22 protein-coding genes are annotated in these 23,468 nt (G+C 66.1%); 4 read left to right on the top strand and 18 right to left on the bottom strand.

The window, feature by feature from the left end:
- Window positions 1-334: 334 nt before the first annotated feature.
- Window positions 335-2,962, top strand: a complete 2,628-nt coding sequence (locus ABIE51_RS06025; RefSeq protein ID WP_192630046.1) for a TonB-dependent receptor — start codon at window positions 335-337, stop codon at window positions 2,960-2,962.
- Between the two features lie 78 nt (window positions 2,963-3,040).
- On the opposite strand, the gene prpC is transcribed toward ABIE51_RS06025, so the two are convergent.
- From prpC to ABIE51_RS05995, 6 genes are all read right to left on the bottom strand, one after another.
- Window positions 3,041-4,186, bottom strand: coding sequence for a bifunctional 2-methylcitrate synthase/citrate synthase (gene prpC / locus ABIE51_RS06020; RefSeq protein ID WP_354504817.1), 1,146 nt, complete (start codon window positions 4,184-4,186; stop codon window positions 3,041-3,043).
- A 261-nt stretch (window positions 4,187-4,447) separates the two neighbouring features.
- Entirely contained in the window at window positions 4,448-5,335 is an 888-nt protein-coding gene (gene prpB / locus ABIE51_RS06015) for a methylisocitrate lyase (protein ID WP_192630044.1), read from the bottom strand.
- 95 nt (window positions 5,336-5,430) lie between these two features.
- Window positions 5,431-7,323, bottom strand: coding sequence for a propionate--CoA ligase (prpE, locus tag ABIE51_RS06010; RefSeq protein ID WP_192630043.1), 1,893 nt, complete (start codon window positions 7,321-7,323; stop codon window positions 5,431-5,433).
- Between the two features lie 152 nt (window positions 7,324-7,475).
- A complete protein-coding gene (locus ABIE51_RS06005; protein WP_192630042.1) occupies window positions 7,476-8,459 on the bottom strand; it encodes a malate dehydrogenase in 984 nt (327 codons plus the stop codon).
- Window positions 8,460-8,560: 101 nt separating this feature from the next.
- A complete protein-coding gene (locus tag ABIE51_RS06000; RefSeq protein WP_192630041.1) occupies window positions 8,561-9,766 on the bottom strand; it encodes a pyridoxal phosphate-dependent aminotransferase in 1,206 nt (401 codons plus the stop codon).
- A gap of 278 nt (window positions 9,767-10,044) precedes the next feature.
- Window positions 10,045-10,542, bottom strand: coding sequence for a peptidylprolyl isomerase (locus ABIE51_RS05995; RefSeq protein ID WP_115843821.1), 498 nt, complete (start codon window positions 10,540-10,542; stop codon window positions 10,045-10,047).
- A gap of 205 nt (window positions 10,543-10,747) precedes the next feature.
- Between ABIE51_RS05995 and typA the strand changes: the two genes are divergently transcribed.
- The 3 genes from typA (at window position 10,748) to ABIE51_RS05980 (ending at window position 14,792) form a co-directional block, all read left to right on the top strand.
- Window positions 10,748-12,577, top strand: coding sequence for a translational GTPase TypA (gene typA, locus ABIE51_RS05990; RefSeq protein WP_115843823.1), 1,830 nt, complete (start codon window positions 10,748-10,750; stop codon window positions 12,575-12,577).
- 32 nt (window positions 12,578-12,609) lie between these two features.
- A complete protein-coding gene (locus ABIE51_RS05985; protein WP_115843825.1) occupies window positions 12,610-13,077 on the top strand; it encodes a DUF2127 domain-containing protein in 468 nt (155 codons plus the stop codon).
- Window positions 13,078-13,139: 62 nt separating this feature from the next.
- Entirely contained in the window at window positions 13,140-14,792 is a 1,653-nt protein-coding gene (locus ABIE51_RS05980) for an amidase (RefSeq protein WP_192630040.1), read from the top strand.
- 70 nt (window positions 14,793-14,862) lie between these two features.
- Here ABIE51_RS05980 and ABIE51_RS05975 read toward each other — a convergent pair whose 3' ends face one another.
- The 12 genes from ABIE51_RS05975 to rplR form a co-directional block, all read right to left on the bottom strand.
- Entirely contained in the window at window positions 14,863-16,251 is a 1,389-nt protein-coding gene (locus tag ABIE51_RS05975) for a class II 3-deoxy-7-phosphoheptulonate synthase (RefSeq protein ID WP_115843829.1), read from the bottom strand.
- Between the two features lie 118 nt (window positions 16,252-16,369).
- Window positions 16,370-16,873, bottom strand: a complete 504-nt coding sequence (locus tag ABIE51_RS05970; protein ID WP_192630039.1) for a disulfide bond formation protein B — start codon at window positions 16,871-16,873, stop codon at window positions 16,370-16,372.
- 201 nt (window positions 16,874-17,074) lie between these two features.
- On the bottom strand, window positions 17,075-17,449 hold the full coding sequence (rplQ, locus tag ABIE51_RS05965; protein WP_115843833.1) for a 50S ribosomal protein L17: 375 nt from the start codon (window positions 17,447-17,449) through the stop codon (window positions 17,075-17,077).
- Between the two features lie 282 nt (window positions 17,450-17,731).
- Window positions 17,732-18,730: a DNA-directed RNA polymerase subunit alpha gene (locus ABIE51_RS05960; protein WP_115843835.1), complete on the bottom strand. Its 999-nt coding sequence runs from the start codon at window positions 18,728-18,730 to the stop codon at window positions 17,732-17,734.
- Between the two features lie 19 nt (window positions 18,731-18,749).
- Window positions 18,750-19,379 carry a 30S ribosomal protein S4 gene (gene rpsD / locus ABIE51_RS05955; RefSeq protein WP_115843837.1) on the bottom strand — a complete coding sequence of 210 codons (630 nt, stop codon included), beginning with the start codon at window positions 19,377-19,379 and terminating at the stop codon, window positions 18,750-18,752.
- Between the two features lie 14 nt (window positions 19,380-19,393).
- Window positions 19,394-19,786 (bottom strand): 30S ribosomal protein S11, encoded by a 393-nt coding sequence (gene rpsK, locus ABIE51_RS05950; RefSeq protein WP_115843839.1) that lies wholly within the window; start codon window positions 19,784-19,786, stop codon window positions 19,394-19,396.
- 11 nt (window positions 19,787-19,797) lie between these two features.
- Complete coding sequence (gene rpsM / locus ABIE51_RS05945; protein WP_115843841.1) at window positions 19,798-20,154, bottom strand: 30S ribosomal protein S13; 357 nt, start codon at window positions 20,152-20,154, stop codon at window positions 19,798-19,800.
- A gap of 235 nt (window positions 20,155-20,389) precedes the next feature.
- Window positions 20,390-21,754 carry a preprotein translocase subunit SecY gene (gene secY, locus ABIE51_RS05940; RefSeq protein ID WP_115843843.1) on the bottom strand — a complete coding sequence of 455 codons (1,365 nt, stop codon included), beginning with the start codon at window positions 21,752-21,754 and terminating at the stop codon, window positions 20,390-20,392.
- Between the two features lie 7 nt (window positions 21,755-21,761).
- A complete protein-coding gene (gene rplO, locus ABIE51_RS05935) occupies window positions 21,762-22,205 on the bottom strand; it encodes a 50S ribosomal protein L15 (protein ID WP_181902862.1) in 444 nt (147 codons plus the stop codon).
- A complete protein-coding gene (gene rpmD, locus ABIE51_RS05930; protein ID WP_192630038.1) occupies window positions 22,205-22,405 on the bottom strand; it encodes a 50S ribosomal protein L30 in 201 nt (66 codons plus the stop codon). Before rpmD ends, rplO begins: the two co-directional genes overlap by 1 nt.
- Complete coding sequence (gene rpsE, locus ABIE51_RS05925) at window positions 22,398-22,940, bottom strand: 30S ribosomal protein S5 (RefSeq protein ID WP_115843850.1); 543 nt, start codon at window positions 22,938-22,940, stop codon at window positions 22,398-22,400. The genes rpmD and rpsE overlap by 8 nt, the downstream gene beginning before the upstream one ends.
- A 161-nt stretch (window positions 22,941-23,101) precedes the next feature.
- Window positions 23,102-23,455, bottom strand: a complete 354-nt coding sequence (gene rplR, locus ABIE51_RS05920; protein ID WP_115843852.1) for a 50S ribosomal protein L18 — start codon at window positions 23,453-23,455, stop codon at window positions 23,102-23,104.
- Between the last annotated feature and the right edge of the window lie 13 nt (window positions 23,456-23,468).

Below are 23,468 nucleotides of genomic sequence, written 5' to 3'. Positions count from 1 at the left end.
GGCTGCGAAAGCCGCCCGACTATGCCACGGTTGGCGACCGCGTGTACGGACGGCGGTCAAGTGGCTGAACAGGCGGGACTTTGCCGAGTCTGTCGTTATCACGAGGCGCGGCCAGCGGCGCCTGACGATTCCGGCGCGCCGACGAACGCCGCAAGCATCGCGACTTCGCTCGCGACGCACTGCAAATCACGCGCTGTCGCGCAACACGCTTCGACGTCGATGCGCGTGACATGCCTCGTGCTCTTTCCGATCCGACTGTCGCCATTCCGTTCCTTCATTTCGGGCGACGAAAGGTGCGTGCCCTACTGTGCCGCCCTCACCCACACGCTTCCGCATGCGCAACGTCGCACCTCTGGCCATGGCGATCGCCGTGGCACTCGCTCCAGGAATCCTCTTCGCGCAGACCACCGATGACGGCAAGACGCTCGACGCCGTCGTCGTGACTGGTTCCAACATCAAGCGCACCGACGCCGAAGGCCCAAGCCCGGTGCAGGTGATCGATCGCGTGCAGCTCGAACAATCCGGCAAGCAGACCGTCGCCGACGTGCTGCGCTCGATCTCGGCCAACACCGGCAACGCCTACAACGAGACGTACAACAACGGCTGGGCGTCGGGCGCGGCGGGCATCGGCCTGCGCGGGCTGTCGCAGAAGAACACGCTGGTGCTGCTCAACGGCCGGCGCCTGGCGAACTACGGCTTCCCGCAGGGCGGCCTGTCGGACACCTTCGTCAACCTCAACGCGCTGCCGCTGGTCGCGGTGGAGCGCATCGAAGTGCTGAAGGACGGCGCGTCGGCCGTGTACGGCTCCGATGCGGTGGCTGGCGTGGTGAACATCATCACGCGCCAGAACGCGAGCGGGCTGGAGATCGGCGCCGACGTCGGCACCTCCACCGAAGGCGGTGCCGACCAGCATCACTTCACGCTGGTGGGCGGCACGGGCGATCTGGATACCGACCGCTACAACGTGCTGTACAGCTTCGAGTACTTCAAGCGCGACCGCCTCGACCAGGACGAACGCGACCTCACGAAGTCCGGCATCTACACCGACCTGCCGGGCGGCCGCTGGAACGGCTGGTCGGCGAAGGGCGCGCGACTGCTCGGCGCGAACGGTGCGTCGATTCCGCTGCTCGACGCGAACGGCAACTGCCCCGAAGGCACGGTGCTGACGGCGAGCGCGCCGATCGATGGCCGCGCCGGCAACACCTGCGCGTTCAACCTGGCGCCGTACACGACGCTGATTCCCGGCACCGAGCGCTACCAGGCGTACGTCGCGGGCACTTACCGCATCACCGACAACGTCGAGGCGTTCGGCGAAGCGCTCTACAGCTACATCCGCGGCGACTCGATCTTCGGTTCCAGCCCGTACTTCACGCTCGAAAGCGGCCGTTTCGCGCTCAACGCCGCCACCGGCCTCGCCGAGCCCGTTCCCGCCGTGTTGCCGGCGAACAATCCGTACAACCCGTTTGGCGTCGACACGCCGATCGAGTACACGTTCTTCAACCTCGGCCAGTCGCAGAAGATCAATACCTCGCGCTTTTATCGCGTGCTCGGCGGCGTGCGCGGCCGCACCGAACGCTGGGATTGGGAAACCGGCGTGTTCACCTCGCGCAGCACCGAGCGCGAAACGGTCACTGCCGGCTTCGCCAACCGTTACGGCCTGGCGGCCGCGCTGGCCGATGGCACCTACAACCTGCTCGATCCTTCGGCCACGCCGCAGTCGGTGCTCGATTCGATCAACCTGCGCACGGTGCGTCCAGCCGAATCGGAACTCAACGGCGTGGACTTCAAGTTCAGCGGCAACCTGTTCGACCTGCCCGCCGGCAGCGTCGGCTTCGCCGCGGGCGCGGAGTGGCGACAGGAAAAGCTGCAGTCGACGAACCCGTGGCAGATCGACGCCGGCCTGCAGGTCCGCCCGGCCATCGCCGAAGTCGACGGCAAGCGCGACGTGAGCGCGCTGTACGCCGAGTTCAACGTACCGGTGGCCACCGGACTCGAGCTGCAACTCGCCGGGCGCGGCGACTACTACAGCGATTTCGGCAGCGCGTTCTCGCCCAAGGCGAGCCTGCGCTGGCAGCCGCTGGACTGGCTGCTCCTGCGCGCCGCGGCGTCGCGCGGCTTCCGCGCGCCGTCGCTGTCGGAGAACGCCAACAGCACCAACATCTCCTACGGCGCGGTGGTCGATCCCTTCGATCCCGACCTGCCGAACTCCACGCAGCGCCCGACCTTCTTCACCGTCGGCAACAGCGACCTGGATCCGGAACGCACGCGCAGCTACAACCTCGGTTTCGTGCTGTCGCCGCTGGCCGACACGAGCGTGAGCGTCGATTACTACCGCATCAAGCTCGACAACCTCATCGGCACGAACAACACCACCGCCATCGTCAACCGCAACGATCCGGCCGACGTGATCCGCGATGCCGACGGCAAGCTCGTCGCGATCTACAACCGCTACCAGAACCTCAGCGAGCTGGAAACCAGCGGCTTCGACGTCGAACTGAGCCAGCGCTGGCCCACGGCGAGCGCGGGCGATTTCAACCTGTCGAGCGTGTACACGCACGTGCTGGAATACAAGCGTCCTGCGACCGTCGGCGGCCCGAGCGTGGATTACGCCGGCAGCAACCTCGGCCCGGCATTGCCGCGCAACAAGGCCACGACGACGCTGGGTTGGGACATCGGCGACGTGAGCACGAGCCTCACCTGGTACTACACCGGCGGCTACGACCAGCGCACCGTCACCGCCGCGAACGTTCCCCGGCGCGTGGATGCGGGCAACCAGTTCGATCTGTACTTCGGCTACAAGGGCTTCGAAGGCTGGACGCTGTTCGCCAAGGTGCAGAACGTGTTCGACGAGGAACCGCCGTACGATCCGGCCGGCTTCGCCGGGCTGCGCGTGCCGTACGAGATCACGCAGTACGACCTGCGCGGACGCTACGTCACGGTGGGTTTCGACTACAGGTTCTGACGCGTTACGCGATCGATAGGCTGAAAAGGAAAAGGCCGCGTAATGCGCGGCCTTCTCCGTGGTGCCTGTTGCGAGCAATCAGCGCTTGTCGATCGCCACGTACTCGCGGTCTTCGGGACCCACGTAGTTCGCGCTCGGGCGGATGATCTTGCCGTCCTCGCGCTGCTCGATCACGTGCGCGCTCCAGCCGGTGGTGCGCGCGATGACGAACAGCGGCGTGAACATCGGCGTCGGGATCCCCATCATGTGATAGGCCGACGCGCTGTACCAGTCGAGGTTCGGGAACATCTTCTTGGTGTCCATCATCAGGTTCTCGATGCGCTCGGACACGTCGAACAGCGTCTGGTTGCCGCCGTCGGCGCACAGCTTGCGCGAGAGTTCCTTGATGATCGGATTGCGCGGATCGCCGATGGTGTACACCGGGTGGCCGAAGCCGATGATGATTTCCTTCTTCTCCATGCGCGCGCGGATGTCGGCCTCGGCTTCGTCGGCCGTGCCGTAGCGGGCGATGATGTCCATCGCGACTTCATTGGCGCCGCCGTGCTTCGGGCCGCGCAACGCGCCGATCGCACCGGTGATGCACGAATGCAGGTCCGAACCGGTACCGGCGATCACGCGCGCGGTGAAGGTCGACGCGTTGAACTCGTGCTCGGCGTAGAGGATCAGCGACTTGTCGAGCGAATCGGCGTGCAGCTTCGACGGCTCTTCGCCATGCAGCAGGTGCAGGAAGTGCGCGGCGACGGAGTCGTCGTCGGTCTCCACGTCGATGCGACGGCCGTTGCGCGTGAAGTGCCACCAGTACAGCAGCATCGAACCGAAGCTAGCGATGAGCTTGTCGGCGATGTCGCGCGCTTCGGACGCAGGATGGCCTTCGCGCTCGGGCAGCACCGTGCCCAGCACCGAGCAACCGGTGCGCAGCACGTCCATCGGGTGCGCGTTGGCGGGAACCAGTTCCAGCGCTTCGGACACGATCGCCGGCAGGCCGCGCAGGCGCTTGAGCTTGGCCTTGTATTGCTTCAGCTGCGAGGACGTGGGCAGCGCGCCGTGCACGAGCAGGTGGGCGACTTCCTCGAAGGCCGACTTGGTCGCCAGGTCGTGGATGTCGTAGCCGCGGTAATGCAGGTCGTTGCCGCTGCGGCCGACGGTGCACAGCGCGGTGTTGCCCGCGGCGGTGCCGCTGAGCGCGACGGATTTCTTGGCCTTGGGCAGGACCCTGGGGCGTATCGGTCATCGGGGTTCTCCTCGTGCGTGGCCGGGCCGGTGGTGACCGGTCGGGCCGGGGTGCGACGTTGTCAGGACTGAAGGGGTAACAGTGGGGTCATTCGAACAAAGCCAGCCTGCGACGAACGGGTCGCAGCCGACCGTGGTGGGCCGGATCGCGCCCGCCACGGTCGCAGGGCGACGGACGCGCCGGCGGAGATGGGGACAGGGGGACTCACGTCGAAGGCCCTGTACGCTCCGTCGGCCGACCTTTTCCGCCGGGCCTTACTTCTTGCCGCTCGCGAACAGCGAATCGAGCTTGTCCTCGTAGGCGTGGTAGCCCAGGAAGTCGTAGAGCTGCGCGCGCGTCTGCAACGTGTCGACGATGTTCTTCTGCGTGCCTTCGCGGCGCACCGTCTCGTAGAAGTTCAGCGCCGCCTTGTTCATCGCGCGATACGCGCCGCAGCAGTACAGCGCGATGTCGACGTTCGCATCGCGCAATTCGTCGGTGGTGAAGAACGGCGTGGAGCCGAACTCGGTCAGGTTCGCCAGGATCGGCACCTTCACCGCGGCCTTGAACCTGCGGTAGTCGTCGAGCGAATTCATCGCTTCCGGGAAGATCATGTCGGCGCCGGCTTCGACGTAGGCGACGGCGCGCTCGATGGCGGCGTCCACGCCTTCGGTGGCGGCGGCGTCGGTGCGCGCCATGATCACGAAGCCTGCGTCGGTGCGCGCGTCCACGGCGGCCTTCACGCGATCGACCATCTCGTCCTTCGGCACGACTTCCTTGCCCGGACGGTGACCGCAACGCTTCTGTCCGACCTGGTCTTCCATGTGCACGGCGGCGACGCCGACGTTGATGAAGGAGCGGATGGTGCGCGCGATGTTGAACGCGCCGCCCCAGCCCGTGTCGATGTCGACCAGCAGCGGCATCTGAGTGGCATCGACGATGCGGCGGGCGTCGGTGAGGACGTCCTCCATCGTGCTGATGCCCAGGTCCGGCATGCCCAGCGAGTTCGCGGCGACGCCGCCGCCGGACAGGTACAGCGCCTTGTAGCCGGTGCGCTTGGCCATCAGGCCGGCGTAGGCGGTGATGGCGCCCATCACCTGCAGCGGGGTTTCTTCGGAGAGCGCGGCGCGGAAGCGGGCGCCGGCGGAGTTCGAGGGATTCATGGCGTCTCCTGGTGAGACGGACATTTTAGCCGACGGGGGATTTCGAGGGGTTTGCGCCGCAGGACGCGTGGCCTCCGGGATGAAGCCCCACCCATTCACCCGCCCGCGTCCGCCCCGCGCTCCAGCGCGCGCTTCACTTCCTCCAGCGCGGCCGGGTCGTCCAGCGTGGACAGGTCGCCGGGGTCGCGGCTTTCGGCCAGCGCCTGCAACGAGCGGCGCAGCAGCTTGCCCGAGCGCGTCTTCGGCAGCGCGTTCACCACGTACACGCGTGCCGGCTTCGCGACGCCGCCCAGTTGCTCGACCACGCGCTGCTGCATGCCGGTCGCCGCGTCCGATGCCGATTCGTCCTGCCGCTTGAGCGTGGCGAACACCACCGGCACCTGCCCTTTCAGTTCGTCGTGCACGCCGATCACCGCCGCTTCGGCGACGCTGGGATGGGTCGAGCACGACTCCTCGATCTCGCGCGTGCCGAGTCGATGTCCGGCGACGTTGATGACGTCGTCCGTGCGGCCGAGGATGAACGTGTAGCCGTCCTCGTCGCGGATCGCCCAGTCGAGCGAGCTGTAGACGAGTTGCCTGAAATGACTGAAGTAGCTCGACAGGAAGCGTGCATCGTCGTTCCACACGGTCGTGAGACACCCGGGCGGCAGTGGCGGCTCGATCACCAGCACGCCCTTCGTTCCGGCCGGCACGTCATCGCCGGTGACATCGTCGATCACGCGCAGCCTGTAGCCGGGCGTCGGCAGGCCCGGGGAGCCGAACTTCACCGGTTTCAGCTCCAGCCCCGGCATCAGCGACAACACCGGCCAGCCGGTTTCGGTCTGCCAGTAGTTGTCGATGATGGTCTTGCCGATGCCGTCGGTGATCCACTGCGCGGTCGGTTCGTCCAGCGGTTCGCCGGCGAGGAACAGCCACTGCAGCTTCGACAGGTCGTGCTTCTTCAGGAACGCCGCGTCCTGCTTCTTCAGCACGCGGATGCCGGTGGGCGAGGAGAACATCGTGCGCACGCCGTACTGCTCGCAGATCTTCCACCAGATGCCGGGGTCCGGATTCGTCGGCAAACCTTCGTACAGCACCGACGTCGCGCCGGCGATCAGCGGGCCGTACACGTTGTACGAATGGCCGACCGCCCAGCCGACGTCGGACGTGGAGAACATCACCTGTCCCGGGCGCACGTCGTAGATCGACCACATCGACAGCGCGAGGGCCACCGCGTAGCCACCGACGTCGCGCTGCACGCCCTTGGGTTTCCCCGTCGTGCCGGAGGTGTAGAGCAAGTAGCTCGGCTCGTTCGACTCGAGCCATTCGACGTCGACTTCGGCGCCGTCGTATTGCTGGCGCAGCGGCGCGTAGTGTTCGTCGCGGCCTTCGATGACCGCGTGGTCCGGATCCAGCCCGCGTTGGACGATGAGCACTTTGGGCGGTGGCGTCTTCGCAGCGTCGCATGCCGCATCGACCAGCGGCTTGTACGGAATCACCTTGCCGCCGCGCATGCCGGCGTCGGCACAGATGAGCAGTTTCGGCGTCGCATCGTCGATGCGCAGTGCGAGGTTGTGCGCGGCGAAACCGCCGAACACGACCGAATGCACCGCACCGATGCGCGCGCAGGCGAGCATCGCAAACACCGCTTCGGCCATGTTCGGCATGTAGATCACCACGCGATCGCCACGCCCGACGCCGAGCGCGCGGATGACGGCGGCGAAGGTGTTCACTTCGCGATGCAGCTGGCGATACGTGATCTCGCGCGTGATGCCGGTTTCGCTGGAAATGGCGACGAGCGCCAGCTGGTCTGCGCGTTCGTGCAGGTGACGATCGATCGCGTTGAAGCACAGGTTCGTTTCGCCGCCACAGAACCACCGACGGAACGGCGGATTGGAGTAGTCGAGGATCTGCTCCGGCGCCTTGTGCCAGTGGATCGCCCTCGCCTGCTCGCCCCAGAACTCCTCGGGTTGCTCGATCGAGCGGCGGTAGAAGTCTTCGTACTGCATGGCGATGCCTCCGACGACGATGTGTCGAGGCTAGCGCCGCGCGGGGAAGGAACGCGTTACGACCTTGGTCGAAGCGCACGGCTTCGACACGGCTCCCAAAACGCAACGGGGCGGCCAGTGGCCGCCCCGCGGTGCAACACGATCGCGATGGATCAGAGCAGGTGGGCGACGCCCGAACGCTCTTCTTCCAGCTCGGCCAGCGTCTTGTCGATCGCCTTCCGGCTGAAATCGTCGATCGGCAGGTCGCGCACCATCGTGTACTCGCCGTTTTCGGTGGTGACGGCGAAACCGAACATCACGTCCTTCGGGATGCCGTAGCTGCCATCGGACGGAATGCCCATCGTCACCCACTTGCCGTTGCTGCCCAGCACCCAGTCGCGCACGTGGTCGATGGCGGCGTTGGCGGCCGAGGCGGCCGACGACAGGCCGCGCGCTTCGATGATCGCCGCGCCGCGCTTGCCGACCTTCGGGATGAACTCGTTCGCGTTCCAGTCGGCGTCGTTGATCTTGTCCTTCAGCGACTGGCCATTGACGGTGGCGAAGCGGTAGTCCGGGTACATCGTCGGGCTGTGGTTGCCCCACACGACGAGCTTCTCGATGTCGCCCACCGGCACGCCGGCCTTGCCCGCCAGCTGCGACAGCGCGCGGTTGTGGTCCAGGCGCAGCATCGCGGTGAAGTTCTTCGCCGGCAGGTCCGGCGCCGACTTCATGGCGATGTAGGCGTTGGTGTTGGCCGGGTTACCGACGACGAGCACCTTCACGTTGCGCGAGGCGACCTTGTTCAGCGCGGCGCCCTGGGCGGTGAAGATCTTCGCGTTCTCCAGCAGCAGGTCCTTGCGCTCCATGCCCGGGCCGCGCGGACGCGCGCCGACGAGCAGTGCGATGTCGGCGTCCTTGAACGCGACTTCCGCATCATCGGTGCCGACCATGCCGGCCAGCAGCGGGAACGCGCAGTCTTCCAGCTCCATCATCACGCCCTTGAGCGCGGCCTGGGCCTTCTCCATCGGCAGCTCGAGCATCTGCAGGATGACGGGCTGGTCCTTGCCGAGCATTTCGCCGGACGCGATACGGAACAGCAGCGAGTAACCGATCTGGCCGGCAGCACCGGTGACGGCAACGCGGACGGGGGTTTTCATGGGTGACTCCGTGATTCGTGATTCGGGATTGGTGATTCGTAAGAGCAGTGAGGACGGCGTTCGTGACCCGCTTTCGCGAATCACGAATCACCCATCACGAATCACTGCAATTCAGCGAAGAATTCCTGGAAACGCTGCAGGCCCGGGGCGAGCTGCGGCGTCGGGCAGGTGTAGCTGATGCGCAGCGCGCGCGGCTCACCGAACGCCGAGCCCGGCACGCAGGCCACGCCCTTGGTTTCCAGCAGCGCGTTGCAGACATCGACGTCGTTGCCGATCTTGATGCCGCTGGGCTTGTGCGTCTTGCCGAAGGCGACGCTGATGTCCGGGAAAACGTAGAACGCGCCCTGCGGACGCGGGCAGACGACGCCCGGGATCGAGTTCATCACGTCCATCACCTGGTCGCGCTTGGCCTGGAACTCGGCGCACTTCTGCGTCGGAACGTCCTGCGGACCGTTGAACGCGGCGATCGCGGCGGCGCAGACGACTTCCGGCACGTTGGTGATGTGGTTGGAATTCATCGTCACCAGCGCCTGCGCCACGACTTCCGGACCGGCCATGAAACCCACGCGCCAACCCGGCATGCCGTAGGTCTTGGATAGCGAATCGAGGAAGATCACGCGGTCCTTCAGCTCCGGGCGCGAATGCACGAAGTTGTGGTAGCCGATGCCGTCGAACACCATGCGGTTGTAGATGTCGTCGGTGATGATCCAGGTGTCCGGATACTTCGCCACGACGTCGGCCAGCGCGTCGATTTCTTCCTTCGTGTACACCATGCCCGTCGGGTTGGACGGGTTGTTGAACAGGAAGACCTTCGGCTTCTTCGCGAGGGCGGCATCGAGCTGCGCGGGCTTGAGCTTGTAGTCCTGTTCCGGCGGGCACGGCAGCAGGTCGATCTTCGCGCCGACGATCTCGGCGATGTCGAGGTAGCTGGTCCAGTACGGCGTCGGGAACGCGATCGTGTCGCCTTCATCGAGCAGCGCTTCGGCGAGGTTGTAGATGACGTGCTTGGCGCCGATGCCGGTGGCGCAGTTGACGCGCCCGTAGCCGGTCAGGCCGATTTTCGCCATGTGCTCGACGAAGGCGTCGAGCAGCGCGTCGGGGCCGCGGTTGCTGCCGTACTGGCCGCTGTCTTTCGACAGCGCCTCGCGTGCGGCGGCGTAGACGTGCTCGCCGGGCAGGAAGTTGGGAACACCAATCGAGAAGCTGATGATGTCGCGGCCTTCGGCCTTGAGCCGCTTGGCCTTCTCGGCAACCTGCATGATCGCGCTGGGCTTGGCGCGACCGATGCGCCGGGCAAGCTGGGGCATCGCGGAACCTCGTGGGAGTCGGATGTGGGGTGTGCCCGAGCCTCGAAAACCGCCGGCGATCGAGCCCCAGAATGTTAACACGCAGCGCCCGCACGGCTCGGCTGCGCGCAAAGAAACGCCCGCTCAGGCAAGCCGGAGCGGGCGTCTGGATCAAGGAGCTTTGCCGGTCGCCACAAGCCCTTCGGTAAAGGGGCTGCGCGGCAGCGCGGGGACCTGGAGGACCTGTCGCGTGGCCCGAAGTTTGCGCAGCAAACTTTGGGGGAAACCGGCAACGCCGGTTATCGCGCGTCCAAGGTCTTGTTCCACTCGGCGACGCGGTCGGCCTTCGCTGCCAGCACGCCGGCGGTGTCGCCTTCGATCTTCACCGACTTGATCGTGTCGCCCTGCTTCACGCTGTCGACGATTTCCTGGCCCTCGAGCACCTTGCCGAACACCGTGTGCTTGCCGTCCAGCCACGGGCACGGGACGTGCGTGATGAAGAACTGGCTGCCGTTGGTGCCCGGGCCGGCGTTGGCCATCGAGAGCACGCCGCGCTCGTGGCTCAGGCCGTTGCGCGTTTCATCTTCGAAACGGTAGCCCGGGCCGCCGGTGCCGGTGCCCAGCGGGCAGCCGCCCTGGATCATGAAATCGTTGATGACGCGGTGGAAGCTCAGGCCGTCGTAGAAGCCGCGCTGGGCCAGGTTCACGAAGTTGGCGACGGTGAGGGGCGCCTTGTCGGCGGCCAGTTCCACGCGGATCGGGCCGCGGTCGGTATCGAAGGTGGCAATGACGCTCATGAATCCGTCTCCTGGACGTTCGGGGAAGTAATGCGGGGCAAGGATGGGGAAAGGCTTCGCCGTTCAGATGGCGGCGGCGGCGACCCTTCACAAGGGCCCTCGCGCCTGCTCCGCCGACCGGTTGGCTGAACAAGCAACCGCCATGTTTGACAGGTATAATATTCGGCTACCCCTCGCTCGAGCGCCGGTCTGCCGGCCTGTCCGCATGTCCATCGAACGCCTGCGCAATATCGCCATCGTCGCCCACGTCGACCATGGCAAGACCACCCTCGTCGACTGCCTCCTGAAGCAGTCCGGCACCCTGTCCGAGCGCACGGTGCTTGCCGAGCGCGCGATGGACAGCAACGACCAGGAAAAGGAACGTGGCATCACGATCCTCGCCAAGAACACGGCCATCACCTGGCAGGGCAACCGCATCAACATCGTCGACACCCCCGGACACGCCGACTTCGGCGGCGAGGTCGAGCGCGTGCTGTCGATGGTCGACTCGGTGCTGATCCTGGTCGACGCGATGGACGGCCCGATGCCGCAGACGCGCTTCGTGACGCAGAAGGCCTTCGCGATGGGCTTCAAGCCGATCGTCGTGGTCAACAAGATCGACCGTCCGGGCGCGCGTCCGGACTGGGTCATCGACCAGGTGTTCGACCTGTTCGACAAGCTTGGCGCCACCAACGAGCAGCTCGACTTCCCGATCGTCTACGCCTCGGCGCTGCACGGCTACGCCAGCCTCGACGACGCCGCGCGTTCGGGCGACATGACCCCGCTGTACGAAGCGATCATGAAGCACGTCGCGCCGCCGCAGGTGGACGAAGAAGGCCCGTTCCAGATGCGCATCAGCCAGCTGGACTACAGCAACTTCGTCGGCCTGATCGGCATCGGCCGCATCCAGCGCGGCAAGGTGAAGAAGAACATGCCGGTGAGCGTGGTCGGCCGCGACGGCAAGAAGCGCCAGGGCAAGATCGTGCAGGTGCTCGGCTTCATGGGCCTTGAGCGCATCGAGACCGAAGAGGCCAGCGCGGGCGACATCGTCGCGATCGCGGGCATCACCGACCTGTCGATCTCCGACACCGTGTGCGCGCTCGACGCGCCCGAAGCGCTGCCGGCGCTGACGGTCGACGAGCCGACGATCAGCATGACCTTCCAGGTGAACAACTCGCCGTTCGCCGGCCACAAGGATTACAGCGGCGGCAAGTTCCTCACCAGCCGCCAGCTGCGCGAGCGCCTGGAGCGCGAGATGCTGCACAACGTCGCGCTGAAGGTCGAGGAAGGTTCGGATCCGGACAAGTTCCTGGTCTCCGGTCGCGGCGAGCTGCACCTGTCGGTGCTGATCGAGAACATGCGCCGCGAAGGCTTCGAGCTGGCCGTGTCGCGCCCGGAAGTGATCATCAAGGAAATCGACGGCCAGCTGATGGAGCCGATCGAGCAGCTCGTCGTCGACATCGAGGAGCAGCACCAGGGCGGCGTCATGGAAAAGCTCGGCATCCGCAAGGGCCAGCTGAAGAACATGGAGCCGGACGGCAAGGGCCGCGTGCGCCTTGATTACATGATCCCGGCGCGTGGCCTGATCGGCTTCCAGAACGAATTCCGCACCCTGACTCAGGGCTCGGGCCTGCTGTTCCACGTCTTCGACCATTACGGTCCGAAGGAAACCGGCGCGATCGCCAAGCGCCTCAACGGCGTGATGATCGCCAACGCCGCCGGCGTCACCCCCGCCTACGCGCTGGGCCCGCTGGAAGAGCGCGGCCGCCTGTTCGCGGCCGAAGGCGACAACGTGTACGAAGGCCAGCTGGTCGGCATCCATTCGAAGGACAACGACCTGACCGTCAACGCGATCAAGACCAAGCCGCTGACCAACATGCGCGCTTCGGGCAAGGACGACGCGATCAAGCTGACGCCGGCGATCAAGTACTCGCTGGAACAGGCGCTGGACTTCATCGAGGACGACGAGCTGGTCGAAGTCACCCCGAAGGAAATCCGCCTGCGCAAGAAGCAGCTGACGGAAAGCGAACGCAAGCGCGCGTCGCGTGCTGCGTGAACCAACGGGGCGTCGCCATGTCTGACGAGGCCATGACCGACGCCCACTACAACCCGGATCCGCACGCGCATCCGGGTCTGCATCTCATCGCGATATTCGAGGCCGGCAAGGGCCTGCTGGCCTTTGCGGCGGCCTTCGGGCTGGAACTGCTCGGCCCGGCGCCGCTGCTGCGCTGGCTGCGCGAACTGACGCTGCGATTCCAGATCAGCACCGACCACGGTGCGCTGGCGTGGCTGTCCAACGCCATCAATCCCGACAGCGTGCACCTTGCCGCCGCGCTGATCTTCGCCTACGGCGTGCTGCGCATGATCGAAGCCTGGGGCCTGTGGCGAGTGAAGGTCTGGGCGTCCTGGCTGGGCTGTATCAGCGCCGCGATCTACCTGCCGCTCGACGTCTACGCCCTCTTCCGGCATCCGGGCTGGATGTCCGTCGCCGTCCTGGTGGTCAATTTGATCGTCGTCGCAGTGCTGGCACGCGACATCTTCAAGCGCGGCCGCTAAGCCTCGCGCGCGAACCTGAATGGCGTATCCTCCGGTCAGCCACCTGCGACCGGGGAATCGCAATGCGCTCTTTGATCGTCAAGACGTTGCCGCTGGCGACGCTGCTCGCCTTGCTGCCTGCCTGCCAGCGCGCCGACGCGCCCGGCACCGCCCGCGCGGGCGTCACGACTACCGCCAAGCCGGCTGCCGCCGCTGCGGCGCCACGCGACGGGTTCGCCTTCGCCGAAGTGGGCATCGACGAACTGCAGGCCCGGATGGGTCGCGGCGAACTCACCAGCCACGCGCTGACGCAGGCTTACCTCGATCGCATCGCCGCCATCGACGACGCCGGCCCGACGCTCAACGCCGTCATCGAACTCAATCCCGCCGCGCTGAAGGAAGCCGACGCGCTCGATGCGGAGCGCAAGGCCGGCCGCGTGCGCGGCCCGCTGCACGGCGTGCCGGTCCTGCTGAAGGACAACATCGATGCGACGCCGATGGCGAACTCCGCCGGCTCGCTCGCCCTCGCCTCGCACCATCCGCGTACCGACGCCTTCGTCGTCGCACGCCTGCGCGAAGCGGGCGCGGTGATCCTGGGCAAGACGAACCTCAGCGAGTGGGCGAACTTCCGCTCCTCGCGCTCGAGCTCCGGCTGGAGCGCGCGTGGCGGGCAGACGCGCAATCCGTATGCGCTCGACCGCTCGCCCTGCGGCTCCAGTTCCGGCAGCGGCGCCGCCGTCGCCGCGAACCTCGCGGCCGCAGCGATCGGCACCGAAACCGACGGCAGCATCGTGTGCCCGTCGTCGGTCGCGGGCCTGGTCGGCATCAAGCCGACGGTCGGCCTGGTGAGCCGCAGCGGCATCATCCCGATCTCGCACAGCCAGGACACAGCGGGTCCCATGGCGCGCAGCGTCGCCGATGCAGCCATCCTGCTGTCGGCCATGGTCGGCCGCGACGATACCGACCCGGCGACCTCCGAAAGCACGGGGCGCGCGATCTTCGACTATCACGCCCGTCTCAACCGCGACGGCCTGCGCGGCGCCCGCATCGGCGTGCTGCGCAAGTCGATGGGCTTCCATCCCGCGGCCGACGCGGCGCTGGAGCGCAGCCTCGACGCGATGCGCCAGGCGGGCGCGGAAATCGTTGACGTCGAGCTCCCCACCGCTGGCCAGTGGAACGACGCGGAAATGGACGTGCTGCTGTACGAGTTCAAGCACGGCCTGGACGGCTACCTGTCGCGCAGCGGCGCGCCGGTGAATTCGCTGGCTGCGCTGATCGAATACAACCGCCGCAACGCGAAGACCGAAATGCCGTTCTTCGCGCAGGAACTGTTCGAGCGCGCGCAGGCGAAGGGCACGCTGGACGAGATGGCCTACATCGACGCGCGCAGCAAGGCGCGGCGACTGGCCGGTGCGGAAGGGCTTGAAGCGGTGCTATCTGCGTCCTCGCTCGACGCGATCGTCGCTCCTGCGACGGCGCCGGCGTGGCTGATCGATCCGGTCAACGGCGACCATTTCCTTGGTGAAGGCTATGGCGCCGCCGCAGTCGCCGGCACGCCGAGCATCACCGTGCCGATGGGTGATTACTTCGGATTGCCGATGGGCATCGTCTTCATGGGCGCCGCGTGGAGCGAACCGCGCCTGATCGAACTGGCCTACGCATTCGAGCAGAAGACCAAGGCGCGCAAGGCGCCGCAGTTCCTGGCGACCGTGCCGCTGGGCACGACGAAGGGCTGAGGCCCGCGCCGTAACGAAAACGGCCTCCCCGCGTGCGGAGAGGCCGTCCGGATCCAACGCGTTACACCGCTTACGCCGGCGCGGCGATCTGCGCCTGCTTGCGCACGATCAGCATTGCGATTTCCAGCGCCTGCTCGTAGTTCAGGCGCGGATCGACCGTGGACTTGTAGGCGCGTTCGAGATCGCTCTCGGTGAGTTCGCGTGCGCCGCCGAGGCACTCGGTCACGTCCTCGCCGGTGAGCTCCAGGTGCGCGCCGCCCAGGCGCGTGCCGGCCGCGGCATGCAGCTCGAATGCCTGTTCCAGCTCGCTGCGGATATTGCGGAAGCGGCGCGTCTTGTAGCCGTTGCTCGTGCTTTCGGTGTTGCCGTGCATCGGATCGCAGACCCACAGCACGCGACGCCCATCGCGACGCACGGCGTCGAGCAGCGGCGGCAGCTTCTCGGCGATGCCGGTCGCACCCATGCGGTGGATGAAGGTCAGGCGGCCTGGCTCGTCTTCCGGATTGAGCAGGTCGATCGTGCGCAGCAGCTGGTCCGGCGTGACCGACGGGCCCACCTTCAGCGCGATTGGGTTACGGATGCCGCGGAAGTACTCCGCATGCGCGCCGTCGACCTGCGCCGTGCGCATGCCGATCCACGGGTAATGGGTGCTCAGGTTGAACCAGCCCCAGTGGCGCGGCACCTGGCGCGTCAGCGACTCCTCGTACGGCAGCAGCAGCGCTTCGTGCGAGGTGTAGAAGTCGACGCGGTTGAGGTTGTGGACCTCGCTGCCCGAGAGCGTCTCCATGAAGCGGACCGCATCGCCGATCGCGGTGACCATGCGGCGGTATTCGTCGGCGAGCGGCGAATGGCCGACCCAGCTGAGGTTCCAGTATTCGGGGTGGTGCAGGTCGGCGAATCCACCATCGATCAGCGCCCGGACGAAATTCATCGTCATCGCCGAGCGCGCATGCGCCTTGATCATGCGGCGGGGATCGGGCGTGCGCGACTCGGGCGTGAAGTCCGGCGCGTTGACCATGTCGCCACGATAGCTGGGCAGCGTCACCTCGCCGATGGTCTCGGTGTCGGCCGAACGCGGCTTCGCGTACTGGCCGGCGAAACGACCAACGCGCACGACCGGCTTGCGAAGGCCGTGCACGAGCACCAGGCTCATCTGCAGCAGCACCTTGAGCCGGTTCGAGATGACATCGGAACGGCAGCCGTCGAAGGTCTCGGCACAATCGCCGCCCTGCAGCAGGAAGCGCTTGCCTTCCTGCGCGTCGGCGAGCTGCTGCTTCAGCGACAGGATTTCCCAGGACGTAACCAGCGGCGGCAGCGTGCGCAGCTCGGCGAGGGCCTCCTCCAGCGCCCGCGCGTCGGGATACTGCGGCAACTGCATCGCGGTGCGGGTGCGCCAGGACTCGGGCGACCAGTCGGCGGGCAGGTTCACGGCGCGGAGGGTGCGGTCTGGCGTAGGCATGACACGATGCTGCAATGCGGCGAACCACTATGGGCGCTCGCCCGGCGCGCTGCAACCGTTACAGCGGCAACCGAGCCGGAACGCCCTTCACGGGTCCGGGATACCGGATAGAACGCGCTCAGGCGCGACGAAAGGCCGCGTAGCCGGCCCAAAGGGCGAGCAGCACGAACCAGATCAGGCTCCACCACGGCATGGACAGGCCAAGGAAGGTCCAGTCGACGTCGCCGCAGTTGCCCGTCGCGGTCATCACCTTACGCACGACATCCCACGTCGACATGGTTTCGCGCATGAACGACAGGGGCGCACCGCACGAGACCTCGCCCGCCGGCTGCATCTGCGCCCACACGTGGCGACCGGCGATCGCGATGCCGGCAATCGATGCGATGAGCGCACCCACGCCGTACGCCGTGCGTGCACCGCGACGCTTCGGCCCATGCAGCGCACCGATCAGGAACACGATGCCCAGCGCCGCGAATGCGACGCGCTGGAAGATGCAGAGATTACAGGGCTCCAGTCCGTCGTGCAGTTGCAGGTAGATCGCGTACGCCAGCAGTCCCGCACACGCGAGGAAGCCGAGGAAGAACTGGAGGCGGAACGAGCCGCGCAGGAGTTGGGTCGTCATGGCGGGAGAGCTTAACCGCCCTTCCCGCTCAAGTGCACGACAGCCATTCGGCTGCCCGCATACGGCACACGCTTCGGCGCATACGCACGCATCGTCATGCGTGTGCCACTGCCATCAGGGACGCAAAAAACAAAACCCCGGCCGAAGCCGGGGTCCTGCTGGATCGTCCGTGCGCGGCCTGGGCCGCTCACGCCGGCGGATTTACTCCGCAGCGGCTTCCGGACGGTCGACGAGTTCGACATAGGCCATCGGCGCGTTGTCGCCAGCGCGGAAACCGCACTTGAGGATGCGCAGGTAGCCACCCGGACGCGCCTGGTAACGCGGGCCGAGCGTGGTGAACAGCGTGCCCACGGCTTCCTTGTCGCGCAGGCGCGAGAAGGCGAGGCGGCGGTTGGCGACGCCGTCGACCTTGGCGAGCGTGATGAGCGGCTCGGCAACGCGACGAAGTTCCTTCGCCTTGGGCAGCGTGGTGCGGATGATGCCGTGCTTGATCAGCGACGCGGCCATGTTGGTGAACATCGCATCGCGATGGGCGCTGGTACGGCTGAACTTTCGGCCGGCTTTCTGGTGGCGCATGACGGTGATTCCTGTGGAATGTTGAAACGTTGAGGTTCGCTGTCGCCATCCCGGCGTTGTTACCTGGACTGCGGATGGTCCGAACCGGCGCTCCGTTGCCGGCTATGCCGCGGGGCTTGGGCCCTGTCGGCGAAAACGCGACGCTTCTTCTCAGAAGCGCCGCGCTTATTGCTTCGCTGCTGCCATCCATGGCGCTACGGGGGCGGCTTCGGAGAGCCTGGCCCGGGCTTCCTGCCCGGGCGTTCGCATCGGCGCGCGGCAGTGCCGCGCAGGCGCCGATGCTTACCCCATCATGCCGTGGGAGGCGATGCCTGCCGGCGGCCAGTTCTCGAGCTTCATGCCGAGCGAAAGACCACGCTGGGCGAGGACTTCCTTGATCTCGGTGAGCGACTTCTTGCCGAGGTTCGGCGTCTTGAGCAGTTCGACTTCAGTCTTCTGGATCAGATCGCCGACGTAGTAGATGCTCTCGGCCTTGAGGCAGTTGGCCGAACGCACGGTCAGCTCGAGGTCGTCGATCGGACGCAGCAGGATCGGGTCGATGCCGCTGGTCGCCGGCTTCGCCGCACCGCGATCGCGGTGGGTGAAGTCGCCGAACACCGAGAGCTGGTCGGTGAGGATGTCGGCCGCAGTGCGGACGGCTTCCTCGGCGTCGATCGTGCCGTTGGTCTCGATGTCCAGGACCAGCTTGTCCAGGTCGGTGCGCTGCTCGACACGAGCCGCTTCCACGGCATACGCGACGCGGCGGACCGGCGAGAAGCTGGCATCCAGCATCAGGCGGCCGATGGCACGGGTTTCCTCATCCGGACGACGACGCGCGGCAGCCGGCTGGTAGCCGAAACCGCGCTCGATCTTCAGACGCATGTTGAGCGCGGTGTCCTTCGTCAGGTGCGCGATCACGTGCTCGGTGTTGAGGATCTCGACGTTGTGGTCCGTCTTGATGTCGCCGGCGGTCACGATGCCCGGGCCCTGCTTCGCCAGCGACAGCGTCGCCGACTCGCCGGTGTGCATGCGGATCGCCACGTCCTTGAGGTTCAGCAGAACCTCAAGCACGTCTTCCTGCAGGCCTTCGACCGTGGTGTACTCGTGCAGCACGCCATCGATCTCGACTTCCGTGATTGCGAAGCCCGGAATCGACGACAGCAGCACACGGCGCAGCGCATTGCCGAGCGTATGGCCGTAGCCACGCTCCAGCGGTTCGATCACGACCTTGGCACGGTTGCCCGTAAGGCGCTCGATCTGGGGGCCGCGCGGGCGCAGCACCTGGTTTGCGGTAACCGTCATGTGTTGGCGTCTCCTGGGATTACTTCGAGTACAGCTCGACGATCAGCGCTTCGTTGATGTCGGCCGGCAGGTCGGCACGATCCGGAACGGCCTTGAACACGCCAGAGAACTTCTTGCTGTCGACTTCAACCCACGACGGCGAGAGGTCCATCTGCGATGCGACGGTCAGGGATTCCTGCACGCGCAGCTGCTTCTGGGCGCGCTCGGCCAGCGCGATCGCGTCGCCAGCCTTGACCTGGTACGACGGCAGATTGACCGGCTTGCCGTTGACCGTGACGCCGCGGTGCGAAACCAGCTGGCGGGCGGCCGGACGGGTCACCGCAAAGCCCATGCGGTAGACGACGTTGTCCAGGCGGGTCTCGAGGAGCTGCAGCAGGTTTTCACCCGTGTTGCCCTTCTTGGTCGAGGCCTTCTTGTAGTAGTTGCGGAACTGACGCTCCAGCAGACCGTAGATACGCTTGACCTTCTGCTTCTCGCGCAGCTGGGTGGCGTAGTCCGACAGCTTGCCCTTGCGGGCGGTCGGGCCGTGCTGGCCGGGCTTCTGCTCGAGCTTGCACTTGGAATCGAGGGCGCGAGCCGACGACTTAAGGCCAAGGTCAGCGCCTTCGCGACGGGCGAGCTTACAGGTGGGACCGATATAACGAGCCATGTTCTTTCAGCTCCTCAGACGCGACGCTTCTTCGGCGGACGGCACCCGTTGTGCGGGATAGGCGTCACGTCGATGATGTTGATGATCTTGTACCCGACGTTGTTCAGCGAACGAACGGCGGATTCACGGCCCGGACCCGGGCCCTTGATGCGGACTTCCAGCGACTTCACGCCGTAGTCCAGCGCGGCACGACCCGCCTTCTCGGCGGCGACCTGAGCTGCGAACGGGGTCGACTTGCGCGAGCCGCGGAAACCCGCGCCGCCCGAGGTCGCCCACGACAGCGCATTGCCCTGGCGGTCGGTGATCGTGACGATGGTGTTGTTGAAAGAAGCGTGGACGTGGGCGATGCCGTCGGTGACGACACGCTTGATCTTCTTCTTGGTCTTGGTAGCAGCCGGCTTAGCCATGGTCTAAGTCCTTACTTCTTGATGGCCTTGCGCGGACCCTTGCGGGTACGAGCATTGGTACGGGTGCGCTGGCCACGCAGCGGCAGGCCGCGGCGGTGACGCAGGCCGCGATAGCAGGCCAGGTCCATCAGGCGCTTGATCGCGATACCGACTTCGCGGCGGAGGTCACCCTCAACCACGTACTTGCCGACTTCGGCGCGCAGGCGCTCGACTTCGGGCTCGGACAGATCACGGATCTTGGTCGTCGACGTAACGCCGGCGGCCACACAGACCTTCTTCGAACGGGTACGGCCAATGCCGTAAATGCTTTGCAGGCCGACCCAGACATGCTTCTGGGCAGGCAGATTGACGCCCGCAATACGCGCCATAACGGCGATCTCCAAACTGATTGGCGGCCAGGACGGATTAATCCCGGCGGAGTGAACTGGAAAGTTTAACAAGGTCTCGGGTTAATAGGAAGCCCTGCCGCATCCCGGAGGACGCGGCAGTGCCCGGCATGGGGAGTGTGCCCATGCTCCGGCGACGAAACCGGACTGGTCGGACATCGCGGCGAACCGCCCTGCCCGACCCCGCGCGCTACTCTGGCGCGCGTAAGGTCCGGGATCACCCGCGCGCGAGACCGCCGCGCGAGCCGCCCTTCAAGTTCGCCTTCTTCAGCAGGCTCTCGTACTGATGAGACATCAGATGAGCCTGGATCTGGGCGATGAAATCCATGACCACCACGACCACGATCAGCAGCGAGGTGCCGCCGAAGTAGAACGAGGTGCCCAGTTCGGTGCGCATGACCTCCGGAAGGAGGCACACCAGCACCAGGTAGATCGCGCCGGCCGCCGTCAGACGGGTGAGGACGCCATCGATATAGTCGGCGGTCGCCTTGCCCGGACGGATGCCCGGAATCAGCGCGCCCGACTTCTTCAGATTATCGGCCGTTTCCTGCGAGTTGAACACCAGCGCCGTGTAGAAGAACGCGAAACCGATGATCAGACCTGCGTACAGGATCATGTGGAGCGGCTCGCCCGGGTTCAGCCACTGGCTGACACGGTGGAGGGTCGACCCCGAATTGCCCTGGCTGAACCAGTTGGCCGCCGTCGCCGGGAACATCACGATGCTCGAGGCAAAGATCGCCGGGATCACGCCCGCCATGTTGAGCTTCAGCGGCAGGAACGACGACTGGTTCATGTACGCGCTACGGCCACCCTGCCGACGGGCGTAGTTGACCGTAATGCGACGCTGACCGCGCTCGACGAACACCACGAAGTACGTGAAGCCCAGCACGATCGCCACCACCACGATGGCTACCAGCGCGCTCATGTCGCCGTTGCGGATCTGCTCGAACATGCCGAACACCGCTGCCGGAAGACCCGCCACGATGCCTGCGAAGATGATCAGCGAAACACCGTTGCCGATACCGCGCTCCGTCACCTGCTCGCCCAGCCACATCAGGAACATGGTGCCCGCCGTCAGGGCGATCACCGCGGTCAGGATGAAGCCCGGACCCGGGTTGTAGACCACCGCGATGCCCTGGCTTGCGCCACCGGCCTGAAGCGCGGTCGCGATACCCCAGGCCTGGAACACGGCCAGCGGGATCGCACCCATGCGCGACCACTGGTTGATCTTGCGCCGACCCGACTCGCCTTCCTTCTGGATGGCCTTCAGGCTAGGCACGATCTGCACCAGCAGCTGCACGATGATCGAAGCCGAGATGTACGGCATCACGTTCAGCGCGAACAGGCTGAAGCGATGGAGGGCGCCACCGGAGAACATGTTGAACATGTCCACGATGGTGCCCTTCTGGGTTTCCATCAGCCGGAGCATTGCTTCCGGATTGACGCCCGGCACCGGGATGTAGCAGCCGATGCGGTAGACGATCAGGGCACCGACCACGAACAGCAGGCGCTGGCGGAGCTCGGTGAACTTACCGAGTCCGCCACCGAGGCCGGCTACCGCGTTGCTACCGCTGCGCGCCATCCGTCGATTACTCCTCGACCTTGCCGCCGGCCGCTTCGATCGCGGCCTTGGCGCCGGCCGTGGCGGCCACGCCCTTCAGCACAAACTTCTTGGTCAGTTCGCCCTTCACCACGATCTTGGCCTGCTTCGCGGTGCTCGGCACCAGCTTGGCAGCCTTCAGCGCGGCGAAATCGACGTCGCCGGCCGGCAGCTTGTCCAGCTGGTACAGCAGCACTTCGGCCGTGTCCTTGGACAGCTTCGAACGGAAACCGATCTTCGGCAGACGGCGCTGCATCGGCATCTGGCCGCCTTCGAAGCCGGCCTTGATCTTGCCCTTGCCCGAGCGCGCGAACGAGCCCTTGTGGCCGCGACCCGCGGTCTTGCCCAGGCCGGAACCGATACCGCGACCGACGCGGGTGCGCTCGGTGCGGGCGCCCTCGGCAGGCTGCAGAGTGTTGAGACGCATCTTGATTACTCCTCGACTCGGACGAGGTAATGGAGCTGATTGATCAGGCCGCGAACCTGCGGGCTGTCCTTCAGTTCACGCACGTCGTTGAGCTTGTTCAGGCCCAGCGCACGCACCGACAGGCGGTGACGCGACTGGGTGCCACGAAGACCCTTGACCAGGCGCACCTTCACGGTGCCGCCGGCGACTGCATCGTTCTTAGCCATTGATCAGGTCCTCCACCTTCTTGCCACGCTTCGCAGCGATCTTCGCCGGCGAATGCATGTCGGACAGGCCCTTCAGCGTGGCGCGAACCAGGTTGATCGGGTTACGCGAACCGACGGCCTTGGCCAGCACGTTCTTCACGCCGACAGCTTCCAGGACGGCGCGCATCGCGCCACCGGCGATCACGCCGGTACCTTCGGAGGCGGGCTGCATGAACACGCGGGCAGCGCCGTGACCGGCCTTGACCGAGTGCCACAGGGTGCCGTTGTTCAGGTCGACGTTCGCCATCGACTTGCGGGCGTACTCCATCGACTTCTGGATCGCGACCGGCACTTCGCGCGCCTTGCCGTAACCGAAGCCGACCTTGCCGTTGCCGTCGCCCACCACCGTCAGCGCGGTGAAGGTGAACTGGCGACCGCCCTTGACGGTCTTGCTGACGCGGTTGACCGCGATCAGCTTCTCGATCATGCCGTCGTCGATCTCTTCGCGGTTGCGGTCGCGATCACGACCCCGCGGTGCACGTTGTTCTTCTGCCATTTCGATTGCTCGGTAGTTAAAGGATTTGCGGCGTGGCCGCTTATCGTTGTGAGGTGCTGCGGATGTTTCGCGAACATGGGAATCCATGGTCGCGCCCGGCATTCCCCATGCCGGCGGGCAGAAATCCAGGCGTGGGGACGGATCCCCACGCCTTCAAGACATCAGAACTGCAGGCCACCTTCGCGGGCGGCGTCAGCCAGGGCCTTGATGCGGCCGTGGTAACGGTAGCCCGAGCGGTCGAACGCGACCTTCTCGATGCCGGCAGCCTTCGCCTTCTCGGCGATCATGCGACCGACCTTGGCGGCGGCGTCGGCGTTCTTGCCGTTCTTCAGGCCTTCCATCACGTCGGACTGCACGGTCGAAGCCGAAGCCAGGACCTTGGAACCGTCGGAGGTGAAGACCTGGGCGTACAGGTGCTGGCCGGTGCGCAGCACCGACAGGCGCGGCACGCCGAGTTCGCGGATGTGCGCGCGGGTCGACTTGGCGCGGCGCAGGCGGGCGGTGTTCTTGTTCATTTGCGTATCTCCG

Origin of the sequence: Lysobacter sp. OAE881 (genome assembly GCF_040546665.1) — a bacterium.
GTDB lineage: Bacteria > Pseudomonadota > Gammaproteobacteria > Xanthomonadales > Xanthomonadaceae > Lysobacter_J > Lysobacter_J soli.
Note: the sequence above shows the minus strand (reverse complement) of the source record. Positions and strands in the feature narration are given on the sequence as shown.